Origin of the sequence: Bacillus sp. CH_48 (assembly GCF_038008465.1) — a bacterium.
In the GTDB taxonomy this organism is placed as follows: Bacteria; Bacillota; Bacilli; order Bacillales; family Bacillaceae_G; genus Bacillus_A; species Bacillus_A thuringiensis_S.
Genome location: NZ_JBBOZF010000001.1, coordinates 3,646,913 through 3,671,575 on the forward strand (window position 1 = coordinate 3,646,913; position 24,663 = coordinate 3,671,575).

Consider the following 24,663-nt stretch of genomic DNA (forward strand, 5'->3'; position numbering starts at 1 on the left):
AAAATGTCTATGTATTTGATGGAGGGTTATCATAATAGAAAGGAAATTAGGAGATGGGGAAATCAATAAAAAGTGAATTAATAGGATTGTTTACCTTTAATGAGACATGTAAAGTATATCAGCAAAAAAATGAGGAAATACATTGGCAATTGGATATTAGAAATGAATATGTAGATGTTAATGAGATGATTAAAAGGGCAGAGAAGCTTTTTTTATGTATAGAAGAATTTGATAAAAAGGCTAAAGTAGCCATAGCAGAAAAATTGATAAATTACAAAAATGATTTTTGGCCTGAGTATGATGAGAATGATGAACATTTAAATTGGGATGCTGTAGATGCAGGAGAATATGATATAACGAAAGAAAAATTTGCAAAAGCAATTACGCTCTATGAAATTGAAATTAGAGAAAATGATATATACTGTGAATATCATGATGGAGATTTATTTGGTGGACACATGATACATGCCTATTTTGATAATGATTATAAGTTATTAAACGCAGAGGTGTAGTTTTAGTTATATAAAAATTGAATTAAAGTGTGCTTTAGTTAAAAGAATTAAATAAATTTTAAACAATGAGAACGAAGCTTTTAAAATAGGAATTGAGGAGAACATCATGAAATACAAAGTTATATTATTCGACGTAGATGATACATTATTAGATTTCCCTGAAACGGAAAGACACGCATTACATAATGCGTTTGTACAGTTTGGTATGCCTACAGGGTATAATGATTATCTTGCAAGTTATAAAGAGATTAGTAATGGATTATGGAGAGATTTAGAAAATAAAATGATTACGCTAAGTGAATTAGCAGTAGATCGATTTAGACAATTATTTGCACTTCATAATATAAACGTAGATGCGCAGCAATTTAGTGATGTATATCTTGAAAACTTAGGGAAAGAAGTACACCTTATAGAAGGCGCAGTACAATTATGTGAAAATCTACAAGATTGCAAGTTAGGTATTATTACGAATGGATATACGAAGGTGCAACAATCAAGAATCGGAAATTCACCTTTATGTAATTTCTTTGATCACATTATTATTTCTGAAGAAGTTGGTCATCAAAAACCAGCGCGTGAGATTTTTGATTATGCATTTGAGAAATTTGGAATTACGGATAAATCAAGTGTACTAATGGTCGGAGATTCGCTAACTTCTGATATGAAAGGCGGAGAAGACTTCGGCATTGATACGTGTTGGTATAATCCGAGTTTGAAAGAGAATAAGACGAGTGTTAATCCGACTTATGAAGTGGAGAGTCTACTACAAATTTTAGAAATTGTAGAAGTGGCTGAAGAAAAGGTAGCTTCATTTTAATTGTGCTGATATTTGTCGAAAAATCGATATATTTGAAAAATCGTTGATATATTGTAAGTTGTGATAGATATATTGAAAAAATCGTTGATATATTGTAAGTTGCGATAGATATATTTGAAAAATCGCTCATATAAGTTCATATACTAAGATATAGAACAAAAAATAACGCTACTATACAAGGTCATTCACGTGTTATAATGCGTGAATTAAATATACGTATATAAATAGTTTCTCAGAGTGATGCGATGTCATGTATGATTAGTGTAACAACTAGAGGTGAATGAAGGATGTTAACGTTTTTATTTGAGTTAGACAAGGTTATTCCGCAGACGAATGAGCCACGGTATGTTGCTTATACAAATGGTTTTATCGAAGGGGATTTAACAATCTGTATGGATGACAGAGTATTTTTTCAAAAGTCACGTATGAAGGTTGCAGAGCTGGGCATTTATTTAGGTCAGTGGATGGAACAAGTTCAACACGGGCAAAACGTGCCTATGAAATATGAAACGGCTGACCGTGAAGAGGTAATTCTTGGCTTCTTCTATAAAGAGGATCATAATCAATGGAATGTTTCTTCCAGCTGGCAAGAATTTGAACTTCAAGAGCTTATATCTACTACAACATTAATAGAGAGTGTTCAACACTATTTGTATGAGCTAAATAAAGAACTACGCATGATAGAATATCCTGTGACGTTTGATCAGTACTTAAGAGGAGAGCGAATGATGCAGCTCTCTTACAAACGACCGTGTGATAGCAAAGCAGATACGACGCCGGTAGAGGTTTATAATGGAAGCGAGCAAGTAGGCGTAGTAAGGGGCTATTATAAAAATACGCTGATGAGAGTGCTGGATTTTATTCCGAAAATTGGTAGTAATATCATTTATGAAATAAAGGATAGTAAGGACAATATTCGCGTCATTGCAAAGGATGTAAGTAGGCAGCGCCAAAGAAAGATTTTAGTAACGTACATCGATAATAATGATGCAGAGCATGAAATACTTGTATGTGACGGAAAGTTATTGGATGCAAATTTTATATTTACCTTTACATATAAGGCAGAAGAATATGTTGTTCATAAAACTTCATTTGGAATGGGAAAATTATTACGAAAAGGCTATTTAATCGCAGATTGGAATATTCGTCTTGAGGAAGATATGTATTACATCGAGATGAATGCATATGATGGAGATTACATGGAGGATCAATACTTACTATTAGGCGTATTTCATGCGGTTTTATATGGATAATCGATGAGAAATACCGTCATTCTTCTTGGAAAGAATGACGGTATTTTTTATTTATCCTCAAAAATAAAAATCTCATCAATCGTACTATGAAGTGCCTTCGCTATATCGTGAGCGAGTTGCAATGAAGGATTGTATTTACCTTTTTCGAGATGACTAATTGTTTCACGGCGTACACCAACTTGCTTCGCTAAATCTTCTTGTGTCATGTTCAATTTTGCGCGGTATTCTTTTATCTTCGTTACGAACGCCATGGTGCATCTTCCATTTCATCAACAGGTTTATCATAAAAGAACATAGAAAAACCGAACGTAATAATGAGTGTGCCGAAAATAAGAGCGATATCAATTTCTTGTAGCGCCGGGTTTGGAAATAACATTTCAATAAATATAATGATAGCGGTAGTTAGTAATGTAACGATAAATGCATTGCGACACGATTTATTGACAATTTGTTCAAACAGTTCATCGTGTTGAACTGTTCTATACGATGTGAAAAAGGAGAAGAAACAGAACATAGTAAACAATCCTTTTTCATAAAAAAATCCGAGGAAACCGAAGAAACCGAGAAATCCTAAATATTTTATCCAAGTTGTTTTCATGATAGGTCCTCCTTACGTTGTTAGAAATAAGTCACGTTATGTTACAAATATATCACAATTGGATAGGAATGGTAATAATAGTTTTCCAGTTTGCTTCATAATAATAGTAAAAAGAGGAAATATGCTGCGAAATAAAGAGGATAATATTGTAAAATGGTTGTAAGGAGGGGGAGGAAGAAATGCTAACTTGGATCATGATCGTTGTATTACTTGTAGTGATTACTGTCATTGCGACGGTGTTAATTGGGCGGAATGGTGATGCAAATTATAGCAAAGCGACAAAGGGGAATATTAAACGATTAACAATGATTTATATTATACTAGCTGTCGTTTTAGTTGTTGGATTAGGGGTGTATATTTATTTTAAAGGTTAAATAAACTGAAAAATGTAAAAATCTTAAAATAGAAGTATGCTATAATATCAATATAGTTATTTGGTAATTAAGGAAAGGATTGGATGGAATGATTGAAATTACGAATGTGTCAAAAAGTTATAATGGGTCTACTTATGCAGTAAAAGATTTAAGTTTATCTGTACCTAGCGGCGAAATCTTTGGATTTTTAGGACCGAATGGTGCGGGTAAATCCACGACAATTAAGATGATTACTGGCATTCACGGGGTGGACAAAGGGACTATTACGATTAACGGAAAAAATATTATGGAAGAGCCGATGGAAGCGAAGAAGACGTTTGGTTATGTGCCGGATAGCCCAGATATGTTTTTACGTTTAAAAGGAATTGAATATTTAAACTTTATGGCTGATATGTATGAAGTGCCGAAAGAAGTAAGACAAGAACGAATAGAGTCTTTAGCGAAGAAGTTTGATCTTTATAATGCATTATCTGATCAAATTCAAAGTTATTCGCACGGTATGAGACAAAAAATCGTTATTATTGGTGTGCTCGTGCATGAACCAGATGTATGGATTTTAGATGAACCGTTAACAGGGCTTGATCCGAAATCTGCATATATTTTAAAAGAAATGATGAGAGAACATGCGGATAAAGGAAAGATTGTATTTTTCTCTACACACGTATTAGAAGTAGCGGAAAAAATATGTGACCGGGTTGCTATTATTAATAAGGGGAATTTGCAGTTTAAAGGAAATTTAGATGAAATGAGAGATCATTTTAAATCCAATGAATCACTTGAAAAAATGTTCTTGGAGATGACGGGCAATGAGTAAAATTTGGACGTTAACGAAGGTACTATTAAAGTTAAATTACGCAGATTTTATAGCAGATAAGAAGAAGCGATGGGCGTATTTATTTTCATTTGCAGCTATTTTATTTGTTGGATTTTTAATATTTGGTTCGATGACGCACGGAATGTATGAAGGTCTGAAACAATTAGGGCAAGGGCCGGGAATGATTATTGCAATGGGACTTGCGATTGCGAGTATATGGGTATTTTTAATGAGTATAACGAACATTTTAACTGTATTTTACTACAGCAATGATATTGAAATGTTACTGCCGTTACCATTAAAACCAGCGCAAATTATTTCGGCAAAATTTTTAACGGTATTAATTACACAATACGTAATGAGTTCATTCATTTTATTACCAATCTTCATTACGTACGGTTTAAAAAGTGGCGCATTTATTACATATTACATATATATGATTTTTATTTACTTACTCTTCCCAATCGTGCCGTTAGTATTAGCTTCGTTACTGATGACAATTATTATGAGGTATACAAATATAGCGAAAAATAAAGATCGAGGAAATATATTTATTGGAATCGTAAGTATATTATTTATTGTAGGAATTAACGTATTTATGCAGTGGAGAAATAAAAGTGCGTTTTCTGGAGATGGGGCTGCGGAATACCTTGTAAATAATCAATCTTCTCTTTTAGTACAAATGACAAATTATTTTCCAACTACATATTTTGGAGCAGTGGCATTAGTAGAAAATGCAAATTGGAAGGGACCTTTATATGTAATAATCTTTGCAGTTATTTCATTTGTCTTCTTTGTGTTGTTTTATTACATAGCAGAGCGTACATATTTAAAAGGGGTTATTGGACTTTCAACGAGTACAGCAAAGAAACAAGTTATTTCGGCGGAAGGTTTACAGAAATCAACAGTACAAAGTTCGCATTTAAAAGCGTATGTGAAAAAAGAATTTAAAACGTTATTCCGTACACCACAATTTTTCTTAAATTGCATTGTACAAACTTTCGTTATGCCAATTATGTTGTTCTTTATTTTATTTGTGCAAGATGGAAATTTAAAGTTTATTACAGAGTATATTAACAATCCAAAGACAACAGGATTTGCAATTGGTGTTGGTCTTTGTGCATCGTTATTTTTAATGGGTAGTAACGTCATTGCAACAACGTCATTTTCGCGAGATGGAAGCTCTTGGTTTGTGAATCGTTATTTACCAGTAAAGGCTTCGGATATCTTTTTTGCGAAAGCAATCACTGCTTGGTTAATTAATGTGATCATTTTAGCAGTATTCGGTATTACGATGGCAGTTGTAGCTGGGATTTCTCCAGTCTTTATGATACTGTGGTTTTTACTAAGTGCGAACGGGTTGTTATTAATTAATTTAATCGGAACACGCTGGGACGCGCAAACTGCAGATATTCATTGGGATACAGAGCAGAAATTATTTAAGAGCCGATATACCACTTTGTGGAATTTTTTAGCTAATATTTTAATAGCTTTAATTATTGTGGGGGGAGTAAGTGTATTATACTTCTTCCTTCATGTCGGACTGTGGGTTATGTTTATCGTTTTATTTGTAATGTTTACGATTGTAAATTATATCTTTATTAAAATGTTAAAATTAGGTGCTGAACGTATACTGTCAAATATTCAATAAGAAGATAGATCCTCTGTATTCATGCAGGGGATCTGTGTATAGATGGAGGAGAAAAAGGTGAAGAAAATAGCAATTGTAACAGGGGCAACTCGTCTGAATGGAATTGGTGCAGCTGTATGCAAGGTGCTTGCTCAAAAGGGGATAGACATTTTTTTCACGTACTGGCCAAAGTATGATAAAGCGATGCCATGGGGAATGAGTGATCAAGAACCCTTTTTGCTGAAAAAGGAAATTGAAAGTTACGATGTTCGATGTGAAATGGCAGAAATCAATTTATCGCAGTCTTATTCGCCAAATCGTTTGTTTTATATGGTATCAGAACGGTTAGGTGATCCATCTATTCTAGTTAATAATGCAGTATATTCTACTCATACGAGAATTGAGGAATTAGATGTAGAGCAGTTGGATAAACATTATACAGTTAATATTCGGGCTACTATGCTATTAAGTTCATTGTTTATAAAACATTATTCACTTAAAACGGGCGGGAGTATTATTAATCTTACTTCAGGACAGTCAGTAGGTCCAATGCCAGATGAACTAGCATATGCAGCAACGAAAGGGGCAATTGAAGCATTTACAAAGTCAGTAGCACCAGTAGCGATGGAGAAGGGGATTACTGTTAATGCCGTTGATCCAGGACCAACAAATACAGGGTGGATTACAGAGGAATTAAAACATTATTTAGTATGGAAATTCCCGCAAGGTAGAGTTGGAGAAACAATGGATGCTGCGCGCTTAATTTCTTTTTTAGTAAGTGAAGAAGCGAAATGGGTTACTGGGCAAGTTATTCACTCGAATGGTGGTTATTCATAAAAATATTATGTTAACAAATGTTGAGAAACAAAAAACGAAAGAAAATTTTATTTTTTTGTATAAATAAAATGTCAAGAAAGATAAAAATTTGATAGAAGAGTATATCGTCATATAAAGATAGTAATTCTTAATGTGACAATATACTCTTTTTCTTTTACTTACGAGCAGAAAAATGAAGTAGAAGAAACTCGAATATTAAAATGAGTTTATCAGTTTTTGTCCGTATTATTATGAAGATTACTGTCGGAAAGATGGTAATTCGTATGAAAAGGGATTTTTTAAGGGGAAATCGAATCGTAAAGGGGAGGATAAATAAAGTAAACATAGGGGGATTTATATGAAAATGAAAAAGGTCGCTATCGCATCGATAACAATTGGTACAATGCTTACTATGGCAGCTTGTAGTCCATCAGCAGATAAAGAGGCAGAAAAGAAAGAGCAAGTAACAGCGCAAAATGAAGGAGAAGCAAAAACGACAAGTGCAGATGAAGCGTCCAAAACAACGAAAGATACTGAAAAAGAAACAAATACTTCTTCAAATGAAAAAACAGATAAAGATGCAAAAAATACGAAAGAATCATCAGGAACAGAAAGTAACGGCAAAACGTCAACTCAAAATGAGAATGTGAAAACAAAAGAAAAAGAAACGACAGGAAAAACGAATGACCAAACGACTAGCGGGAAAACAGCAGATCAAAGCACAAGTACAAGCTCAAACACAAACAATAACGAAAAGACAACGAAAGATCCGAAGAAAAGTGTTGCTGTGAAAACGAACGTTAAAGAAGTTGTAGCATTAATTGATAGCTTGGACAAGCAGTTAGCTGCTAATCCAAAATTGGAAACAGTGAATAAGCTTGGCAAACAAATTAATGAAAAGTGGGACGTGATTGAAAAAGAGCTAGAAGCATCACATCCGACGGATTCTAAAACAATCGGTCAAAGTATGTATCCGTTAATTGTAGGAGCGGAGAAAGAAAAAATCGATATTAATAAAATGAAATCATTAACGACGAAAACGAAAAAAGATTTAAATCAGTTATTGACGAAACTTTCATAGTTTCAAAAGCCTACTCGTGTGAGTAGGCCTTTTTTAGGTTGTTGTAATGTGCACAGTATAACTTATTTATTATCATTTTCAATTACGATGCGAAAGGAACTGAATGCTTGTTGACTGATATAATCTTCTTCGCTAACTTTAAAAGGAAATGGAAAAGCGACGAGTTGAAAATTACTTTCCTGATCCACTGAAGGCAATGTGAAATTAAAGATTTGTCTTGTTTCAGGTGCAACCTTAGTATAAACGACTTTTCTATTGTTAAATATTTCAACTTGTTTCCAATCTTTAAAAGCCACGATTGCGTAAGTCATTTCATCATTCGTTTCATTACCGTTTGATAGGGTTAATTGCTTGCCTTCCTTTTCAAAGAAGACAGTTTGTAAGTTCTCTTCACGGTTCGTAACAAATAATGGTTCGTAAAGACCATCTTTTAAAATAGCATCTGGATCTATAAGGGAGAGTTTTATTTTTTCGTTTTCTTTCTGAAGAGGATGCATTGAATATCGCATACTTAGAATATCTTCTAAAATAGCTGCTTTATTTAAGTTATTATCTTTTAATTTGTATTCAGGTTTTTTAATTATTAAAAAGGTTAATTCATTTGCATTAGGAGAGGTGTGTAAAGAGATTTTCGTAGTAATTGAACTGTTTGGTTTCATATCAAAAAAATAGTGTGATATTTCATTAGTAGTATCTTCTATTTTAAAAGGTTTTTGTTCGTAATCTTCTAGAACAATTAATCCATATTTTCGGTTTTCATTAATAGTATGTACGAATGATAATGTTACATTAATTTTATTATCCTCACTAGTAATTGTACTGCCATTGTTGATATGTTGGCCTTGATTATCCTTCAATCCGTAAGAAATAGTATTGGTTTGTTGCTCTCGTTTATTTTCTATGGAAAGAGGATGAGGTTGTATGATTGAAGTATTGAACAAAATATAAATTGTAAGTAATGAAATAAGTAAAACACCGCTAATAATATATATTTGTTTCATAAATAGCACCTCAATATATGTAAAGTATTAGAGAAAAAAGATATGCAAGATGCATATCTTTTTTCTCTTTCTTACCAGAAGGCTTTTGTTTCGTGATTTACATCATTATAACCACTTAATTTATAGGTATGATTACCGATAGCGTAATCATCTCCATAATAAACGCTTGTGTTGGTCGCTGTAGCATTTACAAAGGATGATTTTTTTGCACTATTACTTTTCGTATTTACTAATGAGCCATCGCCATTGAAAGTTCTTGCTTTTGCATAAACATAGTCTTCGGTCGTAGTTGATTTCGATTTCGCAACTGCATATGGGTTACCAAAAAAGGGAGTATATACGCTAATGTTAGAGTCATTCTTAGGTGCAGCTGCAACAGTCAAACTAGGAACAATAGATGTTTTTGTTGATTGAATTGTATCAAAGTCAACTAAAACGGGCTGCTTGTCTACAGTGTCGACCTCTGAAGCACTTGCGTTATTAGTAAAACCAAAACCTAAAACCGCTAACCCTAAAGTTGTCACCGATAAAGATTTTTTCATATTCACTAATTTTCCCACCTTTTTAAATTTTTGAGTTCGAACTCAATTCATACAATATATGAAAAATTCTAAATTCTCAATGGTTTATCCCATACTTAACTTTTCTTTTACTTTCAATTCAATATATCTTCATTTGCAAAAAAGCGAATATATCTTCTAATGCTTAGCCAGCAAGGAATATAGGTTTAACCTTATGAAATTTGTGTAAATTTTAATCTATTCATGTCATTATGTCTGTTATTTTTAAATTCATATGGGAAACTTATTTAAAAAAGGATGGTGACAAAAATGACAATTGATCGAATTTGTACAATTGGACCCGCAAGTAATAATAAAGAAACGTTAGCACAGTTAATAAAGAATGGTATGAAAATTGTTCGACTAAATTTATCGCATGGCACGCATGAAAGTCATAAAGACATCATTCGTTTAGTGAAATCATTAGATGACTCTATTAAATTTTTGGGTGATGTACAAGGTCCTAAAATAAGATTAGGTGAAGTGAAGGGAGAGCAAATTACACTTCAGGCAGGAGATTCTTTTATTTTATATACACAACCAGTTACAGGGAGTAATACAGAAGCAAGCGTTGATTATGAAGGAATTGCGAATGATGTGAAAGTAGACAGTAGAATTTTGATTAATGATGGAGAAGTTGAATTAATTGTTGAAAAGATAAGTACGGACAAAATAGAAACGAAGGTAAAAACAGGTGGCAATATCTCATCTCATAAAGGAGTTAATTTACCAGATGCGGCTGTTCGTTTACCAGCTATTACAGAGAAAGATAAAAAAGATATTCAGTTTCTTTTAGAAGAGAATGTTGATTTTATCGCGTGTTCTTTCGTAAGAAAACCTAGTCATATAAAAGAAATAAAGGATTTTATACAACAGTATAAAGAAACGTCACCTAATGTAATTGCAAAAATAGAAACGATGGAAGCAATCGAGAATTTTCAAGATATATGTAAAGAAGCAGATGGAATTATGATTGCAAGGGGCGATTTAGGAGTAGAGTTACCGTATCAATGCATTCCGCTTTTACAGAAAATGATGATTCAGGAATGTAATCGAACGAATACATATGTCATTACAGCAACACAAATGCTTCAATCTATGGTAGATCATTCTATTCCAACAAGAGCAGAGGTGACTGATGTGTTTCAAGCTGTACTGGACGGGACGAATGCAGTTATGCTTTCAGCTGAAAGTGCATCAGGAGAACATCCAATCGAAAGTGTGAGAACATTACGTCTCGTTTCAGAATTTGCGGAGCATGTTAAAAAAGATGGACCTTTTGCGATGAAAGATGTACTGCAATTACTGCGTGAGTCTCTGGATGAGTAATAAATAAAAAGAGGGCGGATATGCATCCGCCCTCATGTTTTTCATTCATACTATTCTTGCTCATCCAAAATCTTTTCAAACGCAGCAGATACTTTATCAAACTCTTCATCATTTTCAATGTATGAAAACTCATTATCTTCTTCTACTTTTAAAAAGAAAATATCAATGTCTTCCTCAGTTTCTGTTTGGATATCTTCAACAAAGGCAACTGCAATATATTCTGCGCCTTCGACATCCATCGCTCCAAGTACTTCTACTTCTTGCTCTTCGTTATTCTCATCACTAAGAGTAAACACTTCGCCAACTTCAATATCAGACATATTCATTCTCCTCCTGTTCGACTCTAAAAATAGAGCACTCAAACTGTATACATACTAACATATCTTTCCATGAAAAACCAAATTCATACGTAAGAAAACAACTGATTCTTCTTTAGTATGAGTATACAGCTATTAGGAGCATTATTTGTCTGTGCTATATTACTTAATCCATTCAACAATTGTATCCATAGTCTGTCTTGTTTTATCACGCTTTGGCTCTTCTTTACGGTAACCAAAGGCAACCATAACTGATGCTTCAAAGTTATCGCCTTGTATAATGCCTTCTTGACGAAGTAAAGAATCTACTTCCTCTTTATCAAATCCTTCTATTGGACAAGAATCAATACCGATTTGAGCTGCGCTCGTCATCATATTACCTAAAGCAATATAAGTTTGTTTAGATGCCCAATCAAATACAGCACGATCGGATTGTAATAAGTTAAAATCTGTTTCCTGGAACTTTTTGAAGAATTCATATCTAATTTTTTGAGTGTCTTCAGGCAATCCAATAATATCGTTCATCATATATTTAATATACTCTGCATCATAGTGCATATCTTTAATGTTTCTTGAAAGAACAATGACGAAGTGGCTTGCTGTTGCAAGTTGCCCACCAGCGCCCCATGAATACGGTTGTAGTTTTTCTCTTAATTCTTTATTTTGTACGACAATAAATTTCCAAGGCTCATATCCAAAAGAAGAAGGAGATAATCTGCCTGTTTCTAAAATGAATTTAAAATCCTCTTCTGAAATTTTGTGTATAGGATCGAACTCTTTACATGCATGTCTGAAATGAAAAGCCTCCATAATTTTCTCTTTTGTAATTTCTTTTGTATTTGTCATAAAAGTGCCTCTTTTCGTTAATTTATTTTGTAAGTAAATTATATTTTTAAAGTAACATAGACACAAGTACGCACATTTTTGTGTTATAGTATCAAAAAAGATACTATTGGTAAGGGAAAGGAGTTATGATGGATTGTTCGAATGAAAATAATATAAATTACCCATTTCTAAATAAATATTCTTGTCCAGTTGAAGCTATGGTTGAGGTTATTGGTGGAAAATGGAAAGGGGTTATTTTGTATCATTTATTAGATGGTACAAAGCGGTTTAATGAATTAAAAAGATTAAAACCTAATATCACACAAAGAATGTTAACACTGCAGCTGAGAGAACTTGAAGCAGACGGCATCATCCATCGTGAAGTATACCGTGAAGTTCCACCTAAAGTAGAATATTCGTTAACTGAGCTTGGTGAATCACTACGTCCAATGATTCTATTAATGATGGAATGGGCGACTCATAATATGGAGAAAGTTTTGGAAAGTAGGAATACGAAAAATAATAGTTAAGAGTTGTAGAAATAAAAGGTGTTTTCCATACGTAAAGACACCTTTTATCCCGCATTAACGGGCAGTAAGATCCCCACCTCAAAATTCAGTGGAAGCAAAGAAGTTAGGTGGGGGATGAACAAAACCCCCACTGATTAAAGTTTCACTTTATTTCTATGTTTTTTACTTTTTAACTTCAACTGCTGAAATTGCAAAGTCATTCAAGTTTACAGTTTTACCATACCAATCAGAGTGTTTGAAGACGATACCTTTACCATATCCTTCAGTTGAAGTACGATCCCATAGCGTTGTCGAATAGCTAGCAGTAGGGGATGCTGTACTTACAGAAGAAATTCTATTTTGCCAATTAGGAGGCAAATTTTTAAAACCGCTACTAAGAGAAAAATACTCGCCACCTTTATTTGCATGTTCATAGAAATCTGTACTATTAGGTCCGCTCCCTCCAACACCAAGGGGATTGATTGTATTATTCAACCTTTGTTTGTCTTTTTCAATAAAAGAATCTAAACTTTCTTTGTTCGAAAATCCATAAGATAACCAGTCTCCATTTTGATTTTGTTTCGGTAGAACTACAGTTATTTTTACGTCTTCCTTAGATGGAGCACTCAATTTGTTAAACGAATCTACAGTCTTTTCATCTACAGTTACATATTCAAAAGAGCTAATCGAATAATCCTTTTCGGTACTAGCTGATACTGATCCCAGTCCTCCAGTTAACGACAAAACAGTTAATAATGCACCTGCTACCAACTTTTTCAGCATGGATTCATCTCCTTAAAACTTAGATTTTTTACATAACTAAAATGTATGTTAATTTGAATGTATTATAAATATTTAGAAATTTATAAAAAATAAACAGAATATTCTTTTATTAGTCTTGAGTAAGGAAAGTAATTAAAAATGAAAAAAAGGTTTACTTAAAAAGTAAATCCTTTTTGCCAACCTATCTCAAAACTCTATGGATTAAAGTTTCATTTTATCCATCTATGAATCATAAACTTCTTTTGCATTCATAGAAACAGCATCTAATAAAAGAAAAATGGCTGCTATCATATGTAGAAGGATTTCTATATAAGGAAAGAAGGCAACTAGAGTAACGATAATACCTATATAATGAGCGTACGTATTCATGCCTGCTTTTTTAGCTAATAAAATAGTAGTGATATGTAAAGCAATCAATAGTAGTAAAGGTATCCCATCTAGGTTAACAAGACTTGGAAATATATAATAGCAAGGAAGTAATAAAAGATGATAGATCCCTGTAGGCCACTTTAGTGCTTGTATGTAAGTTTTCAAAGTAAATCCTCCTAAAATAATTAATATCTATATATTACCAAAAAAAGATAGGTGATTGGATATTAAACACTTGTGGTTTTTAGTATAATATAATTATTTTATGTTAACTAATTGTTTCCTTATCTATAAAATAGAAAAACCACCCAAACGAGGGTGGTTCGTATTATAAATAACTACTTAAAGAAGAAAGGGGAACCTTCACCTCACTACCTTCCTTCATATTCCGCAGCATAACGGTTTCTGTACTAAGTTCTTCTTCACCAATAATAAGCACGTAAGGGATATTCTCTTTATTGGCATAATTAAGAGCACGTTTTAATTTGCGTCCTGCTAGTTCGAGTTCGACTTTTAAGGAAGTGGTAGAACGTAATTGCTGGGCAATTTGTAAGCATTGTAATTCTGTCCCGAGTGGGATGATAAATACATCCGCTGTAGATGATATCGTTTCTTTCTGTGAGAGTGCTGTATAAATAACGTCTAAACCGAATGAAATACCGACTGTTGGATAGCTAATATTATCGCCACGGAATGCCCCAATAATATTATCGTATCGACCGCCGCTACCGATGCTAGATGTAATCGATCCATCTTTTAAAAAGATTTCATATACGGTGCCTGTGTACATTGTAAGTCCTCGCGCTAAAAACGGATTGAATATAGCATTTTCATTTATTCCAAGAGCGATTAAATATTGCTGTAATTGTTGCAATTCGTTTACTCCATCGGCAACGATTGGAGTATTGAAAGCGTCTTTAAAGTCATCAATTGAAAGCTTTAGACAAGATAATACAGTATTACATATTGTATCAGCCATTTCTTCAGAAATTCCGCGCTCTAATACATCTTTTCGTACACCATCAATCCCAATCTTTTCGATTTTGTCTAATGATAAAATGACGTCACTTGTTAATTCAGTAGGGATGTTAATGGCCTGAAGAATACCATTTAACAGTTTTCGGTTATTATATTGGATCGTTATCTCTAAGTTTAATGTTCGGAACAGCTCAAACGCCATGCTCATGAGTTCCGCTTCAGCCATGACTGATTCTACACCGACTATATCAACGTCGCATTGTATAAATTCACGAAATCTTCCTTGTTTAATTGGCCCATCTCGAAATACTTTCCCAATTTCATAACGTTTAAACGGAAGGCGGATGTTCGGATTCATTGCCACGACTTTTGCGAATGGAATAGTTAAATCGTATCGTAAGGCAAGGTCACGTTTTCCTTGATCCTGAAGTGTATATATTTCTTTTAATATTTCATCGCCACCGCCGTACTTGTAAGACATAAGCTCATACATATTTAACATTGGTGTCTCTAACGGTTTGCATCCGTATCGTTCAAATGTATCTTCGCAAGTTCTTTTAATTTTATTTCGCAGCACTTGCTCCTCTGGTAAATAGTCTTTCGTTCCTTTTACATTTTTCATTTCCATTGTAATCACTCCTTTTTTAATTAAAAAAAGCTATGCAGGTATAAAAATACCCACATAGCTTTATGAACGCTTCGTGGGTCAACAGGAAAAGCCCTGTACCCACGAAGAAAAATTTTTCTTCGGATACACGGCGTTACGTATGATGATGAAGTTGGAAAGAAGTATTAAAATTTCGCATTGCAAATCTCTCCTTAACGTAAGTTTTTCCAAATTATATCAGATGATTTTTGAATTATCAATATTTTTAGTTTTGAAATATACGTGAAGTTATGTAGGAGAAATGGAAAAGGGTGTATAATAAAACTTAATAATATGAAATAACCTTTTAAGGAGAACGTTATGAAAAAAGATAAAACAAATGCGATGCGAATATTAGATAAAGAAAAGATCGAATATTCGATGATGTCATATGATCCAGACGATGGGAAAATTGATGGCGTATCAGTAGCCGAGAAAATTGGACGAGAAGTGAGAGAAGTATATAAAACGTTAATCGCTCAAGGGAATAGTAAAAATTATCATGTTTTTATCATCCCAGTAGATGAGGAATTAAATTTAAAAGCTGCCGCAAAAGCAGTAAGTGAAAAGAAGATTGAAATGATTCCTGTAAAAGATATTACGAAAGTGTCAGGATACATTCGCGGTGGTTGTTCACCAGTCGGAATGAAGAAGTTATTTTCTACATGTATCGATGAAAGCGCCCAATCACTTGAAACGATGATCGTAAGTGGCGGGAAGATTGGTATACAAATTGAGCTGAAAGTGGATGACTTGGCGAAAGTGACGAGAGCGCAGTTTGGAGAGGTAACGAAGTAAATATACATATAAAAAGAAGTTCTAGTTTTATGGGACTTCTTTTTATTTTAGGAAGATTTTCATTAACGATTGCTGTAGGATAAACTAGTTTAGTATATAATTTTTTTACGATGTAAGTTATTTGGGAAGGTTATTTTTTTATCGGATTTATCTTTAAAAACGAACATTTTTAAAAACTTAACGAAAAATGTTCATGTTTTAATTGCGCGCACACTAATAGTTTGTTATATTATCCATATAATAATTTTGAATAACATCACTCGTATATACTCGGTAATATGGTCCGAGCGTTTCTACCTAGTTCCCAATGAAAGAACTGGACTACGGGTTAAAGTATTCGGCCGTTCTATTCTAATGAGCGCTACCGATCTATAATTTGGCATTTGTTTTATCTTTTGCTCAATTAACTTTGACTACCGTAGTTCTAGAAAGTAGAGATTCTTCTACAATTTCTAGAACTTTTTTGTTTGGACCAAAAGCATCGAGTATAGAAAACACAACAAGAGAAAGAGGAGAGATTATTTATGAAGAAGAATACGTTGAAAAAATGTGCTGCCCTAGTAACTACTGTTGCATTGTCATTCTCGATACTTGCGGGATGTAATGCGAGTCCGAAACAAGTTGAGGAAAAAAGCAATCAAAAACCTATCTTAATTCAAGGGCCAATGCCGATAGAAGCAGAAAAGTTTGCGAAAAGGCTAAAAAATGTGAAAGAAGAAAAGTCTGGAACTTTTGTATTTTATAAAGGAACTGTCGACAATTATCCTGTAATCGTTGCGAAAACAGGTAAAGGAATGGAGAATACAGCAGCTGCTACAGCGGTGGCTATTGAAAAATATAAACCTACAGCAATTATTAACCAAGGAACATCAGGTGGACATGATCCAAATTTAAATGTATTTGATATTGTATTAGGAAAACAAGTTGCAAATATAGGTTCATTAAAAACAACAAATATGGATGAGAATCAAGGAATTGAGCCGACAAAATGGATATCTATGGACTTAATGGCTTCTGAAGGAAGTGCAGGAGAAGATCCAAATGCTGAGAAAATCCGATACTACGAAGGAGATAAGGATTTACTTGCAGCAGCTAATGCGGTAAAAGATAAATATACAAAAGGTAAAGTGGTTGAAGGTACTATAGGCTCAGCAGACCTTTGGAATAATGAAGTAGATAGAATTAAGTGGTTCCATACAAAATACGGTACATCTGTAGAAGAAATGGAAGGAGCTGCTGCAGCTCAAATCGCGAAAGCTTATGATGTCCCATTTTTAGGGATTCGAGTATTATCTAATAATAAAACAAACGGCGGGAAATATAACCCAAATACAGCAGCCGCAAATCAAGAATATGTATATGAAGTAGTTAAAAAATATATAGATTCAATGCAAAGTAAATAGTAGTAGTTCTGCTCCAGCATAAACGTCAAGTAACTGTAAATGTTTTTGAGACGGATAAACTTGTCTTAGGAATGGTAGTTGAAAAAAAAAGCTTGTTTCTTATAGAAAATATAAGAAACAAGCTTTTTTATTTAAAATAAATTGGGTAATTAAACTATAACGTCAATATATACCGTTGAATATCATAATAATATAATGGGGGTGATGTTATATGGCACTTACTACAGGACCAATTGAAAACGTAGGAAATCAACCTGCTAATGCAAATAGAGTTAGGGTAAAGATCCTTAACCGTACTGCGGGCCCACTTACTGGAGTAGCTAGAGTTTTTAGACTTGACGGTTCATTAGTATTAATTGAACAGGTAAACTTCAATGTGAATTCTAATGCTTCTACTTTTGCAACTCTAAGTTTAGTTCATCCTGCTTTTGGACAAGCATTTGAATATGAAGTTCAAATTGTTCCTAATCAACCTGGTGGACTATATAGTGTTTATGGACTAACAGCTGACAGTGTTATCATTACTGCACAACGTGTTGTGAACTCAGAATTGACACAGTTTCTTTAATTAAAATAGATTGGTGCCTACATGGTATCCAATCTATTTTTGTACGTATTATTCAGAGAAAGAAAGGTTTTACACAAAAATAAAGACAGTTATAGAAAAGGGAAAAGTCGAGCTATCATCTTGATTTTTATTATTTCTGTCTTAGATTGTATCTGTTTTGTGGCATGGTTTTCTTTGAATGCTTTTTATTCAAACTGTTTTTTAAAGTATTTATCAAATATGCATTATTGCATAAATAAATTTAAATTTATAAGTTAATATTAAACTACTTTTTAATTGTAAAGAATATTTTAATAATCTTTATAAGAGAAGGATATTCCATGTAAAAAGTGAAATTGTTTGGAATGTGAATAAACAAAAAGTTTAGAAGTGATACAGACTGGATAGAGTCGTGTATTAAATAAACAGAAAAGGGGTATGGATTTCTAAAAGGTTTCGGGGGTTAGAAAGCACTTTTTAGTGAATAGCTTCAAATTATATTTTAAAGGGGAATGGGTATATGAAGTTTCGAAATACAAAGATTGCTATGATTACACTATCTTCATTTTTTATTTTAGGTTCTGCATCGCTATCATTCACAGATACTATACACGGTGAAGTAGCTCCTGCATCAGCACAAGAGATTATTGTAAAAAGTTATGACGATACATATTATAATAACGCAATAGGAAAAACGGGGTTAGAATTAAAGAAGGAACTGCATAATATTATTGATAATCATACAAAGTTATCATACAGTGCGGTTTGGGAAGCACTAAGAGATACTGATGAAGATCCAAATAATAAAAATAATGTGTTACTCTTATATACTGGTCGTTCGCAAGGGAAGCTTACGAATGGATCAGGAGTAAATAACTGGAACCGAGAGCATGTTTGGGCAAAATCTCACGGTGACTTTGGAACGACTGCAGGACCTGGAACAGATCTACATCATTTAAGAGCGACGGATGTATCTGTAAATAGTTCACGTGGAAATCTGGATTTTGATAACGGTGGTGTAAATCACTCTGAAGCGACAGAATGTAAATATGATAGTGATTCTTGGGAACCTCGTGATAGTGTAAAAGGAGATATTGCTAGAATGCTGTTTTATATGGCTGTTCGTTACGAGGGGGACAACGGCGAAATAGATTTAGAACTAAATGAAAAAGTGAATAACAATAAAGATGCATACATGGGGAAACTATCTGTTTTATTAAAATGGAATGAACAAGACCCGGTCGATGATTTAGAGCGAAAGCGTAATGAAGTGATTTTTACAAAATATCAACATAACCGCAATCCTTTTATTGATCATCCTGAATGGGTAAATAAAATTTGGAACTAAGATTTTTAAAGGTATTATATTTTGATAAAAGGGATTGATCATTATGATCAATCCCTTCTTATATGTTTACTAGAATAAATGATTTTTATAGGAGTGAAGAGGAGAATAGGATAGATATTTTATCAAGTTAAGTATATATGGGTATTTTAGTACGGTCCCCACTCAATATTCACCCCAATAATAAGAAAAACAAGTCCAATGATAAACCAAATGAATGCAAGTGGAGCCATGAATCGAATCCATTTGCCGTAAGAAATGCCGCTTGCTGCGAGAACGCCCATTAAAACACCGGAAGTTGGATTTAAGCAGTTGACTACACCTTCTCCAAGCATAACAGCCTGTACTGTAACTTGGCGTGTAATGTGCATGAAATCAGCTAATGGAGCTAATATCGGAATAAAAATAACCGATTCTCCTGTCCCGGATGAAATAAGGAAATGTAATGCGGCACTACTTACGTACATACCGATAACACCAAATACAGGGCTTTGTCCTTCGAGAGTTTGTGCGAGTTGGTTAACAATCGTATCAAGCAATTTTCCTTGTTCTAAAATGACTGAAATACAGCGAGCCATTCCAACGATTAAAGCACCGTATATGAGATTTTGGCAACCTGCTAGAAAAGTAGAAGCGATATCGTTTGCTTTCATACCACCTATTATTCCCGCTGTAATTGCTATGAAAATAAAAGTAGCAGTCATTTCTGCGTCCGTCCAATGTAGACGAAAAGCGCCTATTAAAAATGCAATTAATGATAAAGCTGAAACGAGTAAAATTAATTTATGACGTATAGTCCAAGGAACTTCTTTTTTCTCTGTTTCTTTTTCGCTTGAAAGAGCGTTACTTGGAAACCAGTTATCGCCAAGAATGCTTCCTTTATTCGATTTTTTCAAGCGCTTTACATACCAATTTATATAAAGGATAGTGGCAAGTAAAAAAGATATATAGATTGCGGTGCGTAAACCAATTCCGGAAAACATCGGAAGTTCTGCAATCTTTTGTGAAATGCCTAAAGGTGAGGGAGATAAAATAGTAGCATTAAAGCCAGCATAAGTACCTAAATAAATAATTGCTACACCGACGATAGCGTCCCATTTTAATGTGCGTGCAACGATGATGCCGATGGGGATAAAACCGATAACTGAATTAACGATAATGCCAGTCGTTCCAAGAATAGAAAAAAGTGCAGCAACGATACAAATGAAAAGTAATTGCTGATTACGAAATTTGTTAATAACATGATAGATTAAACCGTCAAGGGCACCTGTTTTTTCAAGAATTGCAATGGCTCCACCTGTAAATAAAATTAGAAAGATAATAGGAGCAGCAAGTGTCATTCCTTTTTCAATAGCGGTAAAAAAAGCAACAAATCCTACGGGTGATTGGGGAACAGAATGGTAGCTACCTGGTATTGTTGTTGTAACGGTCCCGTTTGTAACCCTTTTAAATTCTCCAGCAGGAACGAAATACGTAGCAATGGCGCAAAGTAAGGCAATAAAAAATAGTAGTACGTAAGCATCAGGCATTTTAAACTTTTGTTTACTAGGTTGTTTTTTTGCCTCAGTTTGTATTTGCATAAAATCCCCTCCTTCTTCACTTGGTTAATTTTTAATATTCTGAATTTAATCTGTGAAATAGATTATAATAAAGGTGGCTTCTTAAGGCAATAGTTTTTGTATCCTTTCCCGTACATACAAATTATTGCAATGTTAGACAGGGAAACGAAAATAAGCCAAGAATATGTTATGTAGAAAGAAAAAGGAAAAGAGGGAATAAGATGTGGAAAACTACGGATCTATGTGATGAATTTGAAAAGGAATTACAAATATGTCGTCAGTCTTTTCGATCTTTTGGGAAGAAAGAACAATTCCACGGGAAAATTGCAACTGTAAAAGTGAAAGATGATAATGTACTAGTGCAGGAAGGATTGCAAACATTACCAGAAGGAACAGTATTAGTTGTTGATGGCGGAGCGTCTACTAATTGTGCGTTACTCGGTGATAATTTGGCAGCTATTGCGGAAGAAAGAAAGTTAGCAGGAATTATTGTGAATGGGTATGTTCGTGATTCTAGTGAACTAAAGAATATTAATATTGGTATTTTAGCGTTAGGAACGATGCCAAATAGAAGTGTGAAAGAAGGAAAAGGAGAACGAAATATTTCATTGCACTTTGGAAAAGTGGATTGGAATCCAAATGAATATGTTTATGCGGATGAAGATGGCGTCATTATTAGTGAAAAGAGTTTACATAGTTAAGAGTTAATAAGTTATTATTCTTAGAAAATAAATCCGATAAAGCATGGACAAAATTCTTTGTCAATAGTAAAATAATACAGAAATTTAAAATTTACAGAATGTATAGGTTTATCGTTTTACGATAACTTAAATGGAAGTAAGTTGTGCCAAGAAAAGTGAATGTTATCACAATGATACGTTCATAAACAAAATTATTTTTCCTATACAAATATAGCCGCGAATAATGCGGGTAGGAGGTGTTGTACATTTTTGTTCGACACTTACAAAAAGAGAGTGTCAATCGCACGCCCTTGAAGGGCCTTTTTTTGTGTAAATGGTAGTAAGGGAGGAAATTTTGGGATGGCAATGTTGAAAAAGTGGCTGCTTACGTCGTTAATGGCAGTGACACTTGTATTTGTTTCTTTTGCGAATACAGTACATATTACGTTTGCTGAAGAAAATACAGCAAAACTTGCAATTATTGGGGAATCACAAAAAGGCATTATGTTATGTCCGAAAGAAGAGCAAATTAAAGATGGGGAAACAGCTTTAAGTTTGCTGCAAAAGGTCATGGGGGACAAGGTAGAATCTGAAACGATGTCGTTTGGAACATATGTAAAAGGCATCGATGGCTTAATGGCCGGGGCTATAAGTGGTTGGACATACGATGTAAATGATACATCTGCACAAGTTGGGGCAGATAGTTATAAATTAGAGTCTGGTGATGTTGTTGTATTCCGTTTTGTTTCAGACTGGAGCAATATGAGCCAGGAAACATTGAAAGAAACGTTAGATAAGTTCGGGACTTGTAAAACAGAAGAACCTAACGGTGGCAAAACAGAAGAACCAAAATCAGAAGGTCAAGATGATAAAACGCCAGATGGGAAAAACCAAGGCGACCAAGACGGTAAAACGCCAGATGGGAAAAATCAAGGTGACCAAGACGGTGAAAAACCAGATGGAAAAAACCAAGGTGACCAAGACGGTAAAACGCCAGATGAGAAAAACCAAGGTGATCAAGACGGTAAAACGTCAGATGGGAAAAAAACAGAACAACCACAGCAAGAGAACATTCAAGATCCAAGTGCACAATTAAACGAAGCCATTTCTAAAACATCAGATAAGATGTTACAAGATGGAATTGAAAGTGACTGGGTAGCTGTAGCGCTTTCTCGTTCTGGAAAGAATGTGCCAATTGAGGCAAAATTAAATTATGTTAAGTCAGTAACTGAAAAAGTAGAAAAGCGTATTAACCGTTTTTCAGCGACAGATTTAGCTAGAACAATTATTATGATGAATGCAATGAATGCAGACCCTAAAAATGTAGGTGGACATAATTTAGTTCAAAAATTGTATGAGTCAGATAAAGTGAATTCTGTTACAGGTTATGCATTTGCTTTACTTGCATTTGATACGAAGAAGTATGAGATTCCAGTTGAATCAAAATGGAACAGAGTTGCTCTAGTGGAAGCACTGTTAAATAATCAGCATACAGACGGTGGATGGACTTATAATAGTTCAGGTAGTAAAGATAGTGCTAGTAGCGTTGATGTAACAGGTATGGTTTTATCAGCATTAGCTCCTTATCAAGAGCGATCAGATGTGAAACCAGCTATACAAAAAGCTGTTGCGTATTTATATAACGAACAGCTGCAAAATGGCGGTTTTTCAGCTGATGGACAAGAAAATTCAAATAGTACTGCGCAAGCAATTATTGGATTATCACTTGTTAAAGATGTAGATCAAAATCGTCTTCATAAGGCAATGCAAAACCTATTATCATATCAACTTTCAAATGGTGAATTTAAATGGTTACCAAGTGATCAAAATGGTAACGGAATGGCTACAGAACAGGCTCTTTTAGCATTACTTCAATTTAAGGAAATGGGAAAATCTATTTATGATTGGTCTAATGTAGACGCTGGTGATGTAATTAAGCCAAAACCGATTGAAGAGCCAGAAAAGGTCGTTGAACCAGAAAATAATGTAGTAGAAAAAGAAGTTACTGAAGAACCGAAAGAACAAAACCAAGTACAACAAGAAACAAAAGATGAAAATCTAAAAGTAGTTGTAGATAACGAACCGGTTAAGAATAAAAAAATCGGAAACGGTAACAGTCTACCAAAAACAGGAGCATCTTCTCATAGTGCAGCAACAGAAGTAGGTATGGGTGTATTATGTATTGCTTCTGCATATGTATTATGGAGACGTAAAGCAGCTTAACAAAAAATTAGGAGCAATTATTTGCTCCTAATTTTCGTATGAAAGGTGAGAGATAGGATGAGTAAGGTGAAATGGTTCATTTCTTTACTGCTTTCGCTCGGGCTACTTGCCGGATGTGAAGAGGCAGCTGTAAAGCCTGAGAAGAAGGTAGAACCGAAGCAAGAAGAGGTAGCGAAACAAGAAGAACAAAAAGATGAAGCGAAGCCGGAAGAAAAAACAGAAGAAAAGCAAGCTGAATCAGAGCAAAAGCAGCAAGAAGAGCAGAAAGAGAAACAAGAACAAAAAGTAGAAGAGAAGCCGAAAGAGGAAAAGCCGCAGGCACAACCAGAGGTAAAGAAAGAAGAGAAACAACAGGAACAACCGAAAGAACAGCCGGCTGTAAATAAGCAACCAGAGCAGCAACAAGCACAAGAAGAGAAACAACAACCGAAAGCACCAGAAGTAAAAGAAGAAGCAAAGGTTGTGAATCAGCCGAAAGAAACACCGAAGCAGGAGCAAAAGAAAAAGTCAGAAGAGAACAATAGTGTACCAGCTCCACCAACACCGGTACCACCACCAAACCCAGTGCCACCACCAGTACCACCAGTACCTAAAGCAAAACAAGTAACAATCTCGGTAAAAGGAAATAACGGATATATAATGGGTGCGAAAAAGATGGATGTACAAGAAGGCGATACAGTGTATAAAGTATTACAACGTACAGGATTAGATGTTGATGCAAGCGGATCTAGAGATAGTATTTATGTAAAAGGTATTAATGATTTATATGAAAAAGATATTGCGGATACTAGTGGATGGAAATATCGTGTGAACGGTGCTTTTCCAAACCATAGTGCTGGTGTAGCTACGGTAAAACCAGGAGATACAATTGAGTGGGTATACGTATTACAATAAGA

Annotated in this window: 27 protein-coding genes and 1 riboswitch; of the genes, 17 read left to right on the forward strand and 10 right to left on the reverse strand. The window is 34.2% G+C overall.

Annotated features, from left to right (window positions below; genetic code table 11):
* The first annotated feature begins 53 nt into the window (after positions 1-53).
* The 3 genes from N2V92_RS18340 (at position 54) to N2V92_RS18350 (ending at position 2,582) form a co-directional block, all read left to right on the forward strand.
* Positions 54-512, forward strand: coding sequence for a DUF2262 domain-containing protein (locus N2V92_RS18340; RefSeq protein ID WP_016077448.1), 459 nt, complete (start codon positions 54-56; stop codon positions 510-512).
* Positions 513-618: 106 nt separating this feature from the next.
* Complete coding sequence (locus tag N2V92_RS18345) at positions 619-1,329, forward strand: YjjG family noncanonical pyrimidine nucleotidase (RefSeq protein WP_000875913.1); 711 nt, start codon at positions 619-621, stop codon at positions 1,327-1,329.
* A 287-nt stretch (positions 1,330-1,616) separates the two neighbouring features.
* Complete coding sequence (locus N2V92_RS18350) at positions 1,617-2,582, forward strand: tubby C-terminal domain-like protein (RefSeq protein WP_016077449.1); 966 nt, start codon at positions 1,617-1,619, stop codon at positions 2,580-2,582.
* Positions 2,583-2,629: 47 nt separating this feature from the next.
* On the opposite strand, the gene N2V92_RS18355 is transcribed toward N2V92_RS18350, so the two are convergent.
* Together N2V92_RS18355 and N2V92_RS18360 are read right to left on the reverse strand one after the other, a co-directional pair.
* Complete coding sequence (locus N2V92_RS18355) at positions 2,630-2,833, reverse strand: helix-turn-helix transcriptional regulator (protein WP_000896294.1); 204 nt, start codon at positions 2,831-2,833, stop codon at positions 2,630-2,632.
* Positions 2,821-3,180: a DUF3796 domain-containing protein gene (locus tag N2V92_RS18360; protein ID WP_000859207.1), complete on the reverse strand. Its 360-nt coding sequence runs from the start codon at positions 3,178-3,180 to the stop codon at positions 2,821-2,823. The genes N2V92_RS18355 and N2V92_RS18360 overlap by 13 nt, the downstream gene beginning before the upstream one ends.
* A gap of 179 nt (positions 3,181-3,359) precedes the next feature.
* On the opposite strand from N2V92_RS18360, the gene N2V92_RS18365 reads away from it, so the two are divergent.
* The 5 genes from N2V92_RS18365 (at position 3,360) to N2V92_RS18385 (ending at position 7,895) form a co-directional block, all read left to right on the forward strand.
* Positions 3,360-3,554, forward strand: a complete 195-nt coding sequence (locus N2V92_RS18365) for a hypothetical protein (RefSeq protein ID WP_000958863.1) — start codon at positions 3,360-3,362, stop codon at positions 3,552-3,554.
* 88 nt (positions 3,555-3,642) lie between these two features.
* The gene (locus N2V92_RS18370; protein WP_000570204.1) at positions 3,643-4,368 is read left to right on the forward strand and encodes an ABC transporter ATP-binding protein; all 726 of its coding nucleotides are present in this window, start codon (positions 3,643-3,645) and stop codon (positions 4,366-4,368) included.
* A complete protein-coding gene (locus N2V92_RS18375; protein ID WP_000036853.1) occupies positions 4,361-6,019 on the forward strand; it encodes a putative ABC transporter permease subunit in 1,659 nt (552 codons plus the stop codon). Before N2V92_RS18370 ends, N2V92_RS18375 begins: the two co-directional genes overlap by 8 nt.
* Before the next feature lie 57 nt (positions 6,020-6,076).
* Entirely contained in the window at positions 6,077-6,835 is a 759-nt protein-coding gene (locus tag N2V92_RS18380) for an SDR family oxidoreductase (protein ID WP_002082465.1), read from the forward strand.
* Between the two features lie 337 nt (positions 6,836-7,172).
* Positions 7,173-7,895: a hypothetical protein gene (locus tag N2V92_RS18385; protein WP_000782525.1), complete on the forward strand. Its 723-nt coding sequence runs from the start codon at positions 7,173-7,175 to the stop codon at positions 7,893-7,895.
* A 62-nt stretch (positions 7,896-7,957) separates the two neighbouring features.
* On the opposite strand, the gene N2V92_RS18390 is transcribed toward N2V92_RS18385, so the two are convergent.
* Positions 7,958-8,896 carry a hypothetical protein gene (locus N2V92_RS18390; protein WP_000810162.1) on the reverse strand — a complete coding sequence of 313 codons (939 nt, stop codon included), beginning with the start codon at positions 8,894-8,896 and terminating at the stop codon, positions 7,958-7,960.
* 71 nt (positions 8,897-8,967) lie between these two features.
* Positions 8,968-9,444, reverse strand: coding sequence for a hypothetical protein (locus N2V92_RS18395; protein WP_001056350.1), 477 nt, complete (start codon positions 9,442-9,444; stop codon positions 8,968-8,970).
* A 282-nt stretch (positions 9,445-9,726) separates the two neighbouring features.
* Here N2V92_RS18395 and N2V92_RS18400 point away from each other — a divergent pair, with 282 nt between their 5' ends.
* Entirely contained in the window at positions 9,727-10,785 is a 1,059-nt protein-coding gene (locus N2V92_RS18400) for a pyruvate kinase (RefSeq protein ID WP_016077450.1), read from the forward strand.
* Positions 10,786-10,835: 50 nt separating this feature from the next.
* Here the strand turns inward: N2V92_RS18400 and N2V92_RS18405 are convergent, their stop codons facing one another.
* Both N2V92_RS18405 and N2V92_RS18410 read right to left on the reverse strand, forming a co-directional pair.
* Positions 10,836-11,111, reverse strand: coding sequence for a DUF1292 domain-containing protein (locus N2V92_RS18405; protein ID WP_102981856.1), 276 nt, complete (start codon positions 11,109-11,111; stop codon positions 10,836-10,838).
* A 153-nt stretch (positions 11,112-11,264) separates the two neighbouring features.
* Complete coding sequence (locus N2V92_RS18410; RefSeq protein WP_000185604.1) at positions 11,265-11,948, reverse strand: NAD(P)H-dependent oxidoreductase; 684 nt, start codon at positions 11,946-11,948, stop codon at positions 11,265-11,267.
* 128 nt (positions 11,949-12,076) lie between these two features.
* Between N2V92_RS18410 and N2V92_RS18415 the strand changes: the two genes are divergently transcribed.
* The gene (locus tag N2V92_RS18415) at positions 12,077-12,457 is read left to right on the forward strand and encodes a winged helix-turn-helix transcriptional regulator (RefSeq protein ID WP_000340656.1); all 381 of its coding nucleotides are present in this window, start codon (positions 12,077-12,079) and stop codon (positions 12,455-12,457) included.
* A gap of 162 nt (positions 12,458-12,619) precedes the next feature.
* On the opposite strand, the gene N2V92_RS18420 is transcribed toward N2V92_RS18415, so the two are convergent.
* From N2V92_RS18420 to N2V92_RS18430, 3 genes are all read right to left on the reverse strand, one after another.
* Complete coding sequence (locus N2V92_RS18420) at positions 12,620-13,219, reverse strand: hypothetical protein (protein WP_000914417.1); 600 nt, start codon at positions 13,217-13,219, stop codon at positions 12,620-12,622.
* A 222-nt stretch (positions 13,220-13,441) separates the two neighbouring features.
* Entirely contained in the window at positions 13,442-13,753 is a 312-nt protein-coding gene (locus N2V92_RS18425; protein ID WP_000860703.1) for a hypothetical protein, read from the reverse strand.
* Positions 13,754-13,916: 163 nt separating this feature from the next.
* The gene (locus N2V92_RS18430; RefSeq protein WP_000425329.1) at positions 13,917-15,194 is read right to left on the reverse strand and encodes a histidine--tRNA ligase; all 1,278 of its coding nucleotides are present in this window, start codon (positions 15,192-15,194) and stop codon (positions 13,917-13,919) included.
* Positions 15,195-15,533: 339 nt separating this feature from the next.
* On the opposite strand from N2V92_RS18430, the gene ybaK reads away from it, so the two are divergent.
* The 4 genes from ybaK to N2V92_RS18450 all read left to right on the forward strand — a co-directional run bounded on the left by ybaK (position 15,534) and on the right by N2V92_RS18450 (position 19,308).
* Entirely contained in the window at positions 15,534-16,010 is a 477-nt protein-coding gene (ybaK, locus tag N2V92_RS18435; RefSeq protein WP_000710860.1) for a Cys-tRNA(Pro) deacylase, read from the forward strand.
* 240 nt (positions 16,011-16,250) lie between these two features.
* Positions 16,251-16,354: riboswitch (purine riboswitch) on the forward strand.
* A 180-nt stretch (positions 16,355-16,534) separates the two neighbouring features.
* Entirely contained in the window at positions 16,535-17,413 is an 879-nt protein-coding gene (locus tag N2V92_RS18440; RefSeq protein ID WP_000742457.1) for a 5'-methylthioadenosine/S-adenosylhomocysteine nucleosidase, read from the forward strand.
* Positions 17,414-17,624: 211 nt separating this feature from the next.
* Positions 17,625-17,981 (forward strand): hypothetical protein, encoded by a 357-nt coding sequence (locus N2V92_RS18445; RefSeq protein ID WP_001229421.1) that lies wholly within the window; start codon positions 17,625-17,627, stop codon positions 17,979-17,981.
* Positions 17,982-18,480: 499 nt separating this feature from the next.
* Positions 18,481-19,308 carry an endonuclease I family protein gene (locus tag N2V92_RS18450; protein ID WP_000672181.1) on the forward strand — a complete coding sequence of 276 codons (828 nt, stop codon included), beginning with the start codon at positions 18,481-18,483 and terminating at the stop codon, positions 19,306-19,308.
* Between the two features lie 146 nt (positions 19,309-19,454).
* Here N2V92_RS18450 and N2V92_RS18455 read toward each other — a convergent pair whose 3' ends face one another.
* A complete protein-coding gene (locus N2V92_RS18455; protein WP_042598381.1) occupies positions 19,455-20,885 on the reverse strand; it encodes a YfcC family protein in 1,431 nt (476 codons plus the stop codon).
* A 200-nt stretch (positions 20,886-21,085) separates the two neighbouring features.
* Here N2V92_RS18455 and rraA point away from each other — a divergent pair, with 200 nt between their 5' ends.
* The 3 genes from rraA to N2V92_RS18470 all read left to right on the forward strand — a co-directional run bounded on the left by rraA (position 21,086) and on the right by N2V92_RS18470 (position 24,661).
* Positions 21,086-21,565: a ribonuclease E activity regulator RraA gene (gene rraA / locus N2V92_RS18460; protein WP_000266045.1), complete on the forward strand. Its 480-nt coding sequence runs from the start codon at positions 21,086-21,088 to the stop codon at positions 21,563-21,565.
* 339 nt (positions 21,566-21,904) lie between these two features.
* Positions 21,905-23,767 carry a DUF4430 domain-containing protein gene (locus N2V92_RS18465; protein WP_016077453.1) on the forward strand — a complete coding sequence of 621 codons (1,863 nt, stop codon included), beginning with the start codon at positions 21,905-21,907 and terminating at the stop codon, positions 23,765-23,767.
* Between the two features lie 57 nt (positions 23,768-23,824).
* Positions 23,825-24,661 (forward strand): DUF4430 domain-containing protein, encoded by an 837-nt coding sequence (locus N2V92_RS18470; RefSeq protein WP_016077454.1) that lies wholly within the window; start codon positions 23,825-23,827, stop codon positions 24,659-24,661.
* The last annotated feature ends 2 nt before the right edge of the window (positions 24,662-24,663 follow it).

Coding starts and splice junctions, on each gene's coding strand:
- N2V92_RS18455 (WP_042598381.1), bottom strand. CDS start 20,885: ATGCAAATACAAACTGAGGCAAAAAAACAACCTAGTAAACAAAAGTTT.
- N2V92_RS18365 (WP_000958863.1), top strand. CDS start 3,360: ATGCTAACTTGGATCATGATCGTTGTATTACTTGTAGTGATTACTGTC.
- N2V92_RS18400 (WP_016077450.1), top strand. CDS start 9,727: ATGACAATTGATCGAATTTGTACAATTGGACCCGCAAGTAATAATAAA.
- N2V92_RS18420 (WP_000914417.1), bottom strand. CDS start 13,219: ATGCTGAAAAAGTTGGTAGCAGGTGCATTATTAACTGTTTTGTCGTTA.
- N2V92_RS18450 (WP_000672181.1), top strand. CDS start 18,481: ATGAAGTTTCGAAATACAAAGATTGCTATGATTACACTATCTTCATTT.
- N2V92_RS18355 (WP_000896294.1), bottom strand. CDS start 2,833: ATGGCGTTCGTAACGAAGATAAAAGAATACCGCGCAAAATTGAACATG.
- N2V92_RS18445 (WP_001229421.1), top strand. CDS start 17,625: ATGGCACTTACTACAGGACCAATTGAAAACGTAGGAAATCAACCTGCT.
- N2V92_RS18340 (WP_016077448.1), top strand. CDS start 54: ATGGGGAAATCAATAAAAAGTGAATTAATAGGATTGTTTACCTTTAAT.
- N2V92_RS18410 (WP_000185604.1), bottom strand. CDS start 11,948: ATGACAAATACAAAAGAAATTACAAAAGAGAAAATTATGGAGGCTTTT.
- N2V92_RS18345 (WP_000875913.1), top strand. CDS start 619: ATGAAATACAAAGTTATATTATTCGACGTAGATGATACATTATTAGAT.
- N2V92_RS18405 (WP_102981856.1), bottom strand. CDS start 11,111: ATGAATATGTCTGATATTGAAGTTGGCGAAGTGTTTACTCTTAGTGAT.
- N2V92_RS18430 (WP_000425329.1), bottom strand. CDS start 15,194: ATGGAAATGAAAAATGTAAAAGGAACGAAAGACTATTTACCAGAGGAG.
- ybaK (WP_000710860.1), top strand. CDS start 15,534: ATGAAAAAAGATAAAACAAATGCGATGCGAATATTAGATAAAGAAAAG.
- N2V92_RS18390 (WP_000810162.1), bottom strand. CDS start 8,896: ATGAAACAAATATATATTATTAGCGGTGTTTTACTTATTTCATTACTT.
- N2V92_RS18415 (WP_000340656.1), top strand. CDS start 12,077: ATGGATTGTTCGAATGAAAATAATATAAATTACCCATTTCTAAATAAA.
- N2V92_RS18370 (WP_000570204.1), top strand. CDS start 3,643: ATGATTGAAATTACGAATGTGTCAAAAAGTTATAATGGGTCTACTTAT.
- N2V92_RS18465 (WP_016077453.1), top strand. CDS start 21,905: ATGGCAATGTTGAAAAAGTGGCTGCTTACGTCGTTAATGGCAGTGACA.
- N2V92_RS18350 (WP_016077449.1), top strand. CDS start 1,617: ATGTTAACGTTTTTATTTGAGTTAGACAAGGTTATTCCGCAGACGAAT.
- rraA (WP_000266045.1), top strand. CDS start 21,086: ATGTGGAAAACTACGGATCTATGTGATGAATTTGAAAAGGAATTACAA.
- N2V92_RS18440 (WP_000742457.1), top strand. CDS start 16,535: ATGAAGAAGAATACGTTGAAAAAATGTGCTGCCCTAGTAACTACTGTT.
- N2V92_RS18470 (WP_016077454.1), top strand. CDS start 23,825: ATGAGTAAGGTGAAATGGTTCATTTCTTTACTGCTTTCGCTCGGGCTA.
- N2V92_RS18385 (WP_000782525.1), top strand. CDS start 7,173: ATGAAAATGAAAAAGGTCGCTATCGCATCGATAACAATTGGTACAATG.
- N2V92_RS18360 (WP_000859207.1), bottom strand. CDS start 3,180: ATGAAAACAACTTGGATAAAATATTTAGGATTTCTCGGTTTCTTCGGT.
- N2V92_RS18375 (WP_000036853.1), top strand. CDS start 4,361: ATGAGTAAAATTTGGACGTTAACGAAGGTACTATTAAAGTTAAATTAC.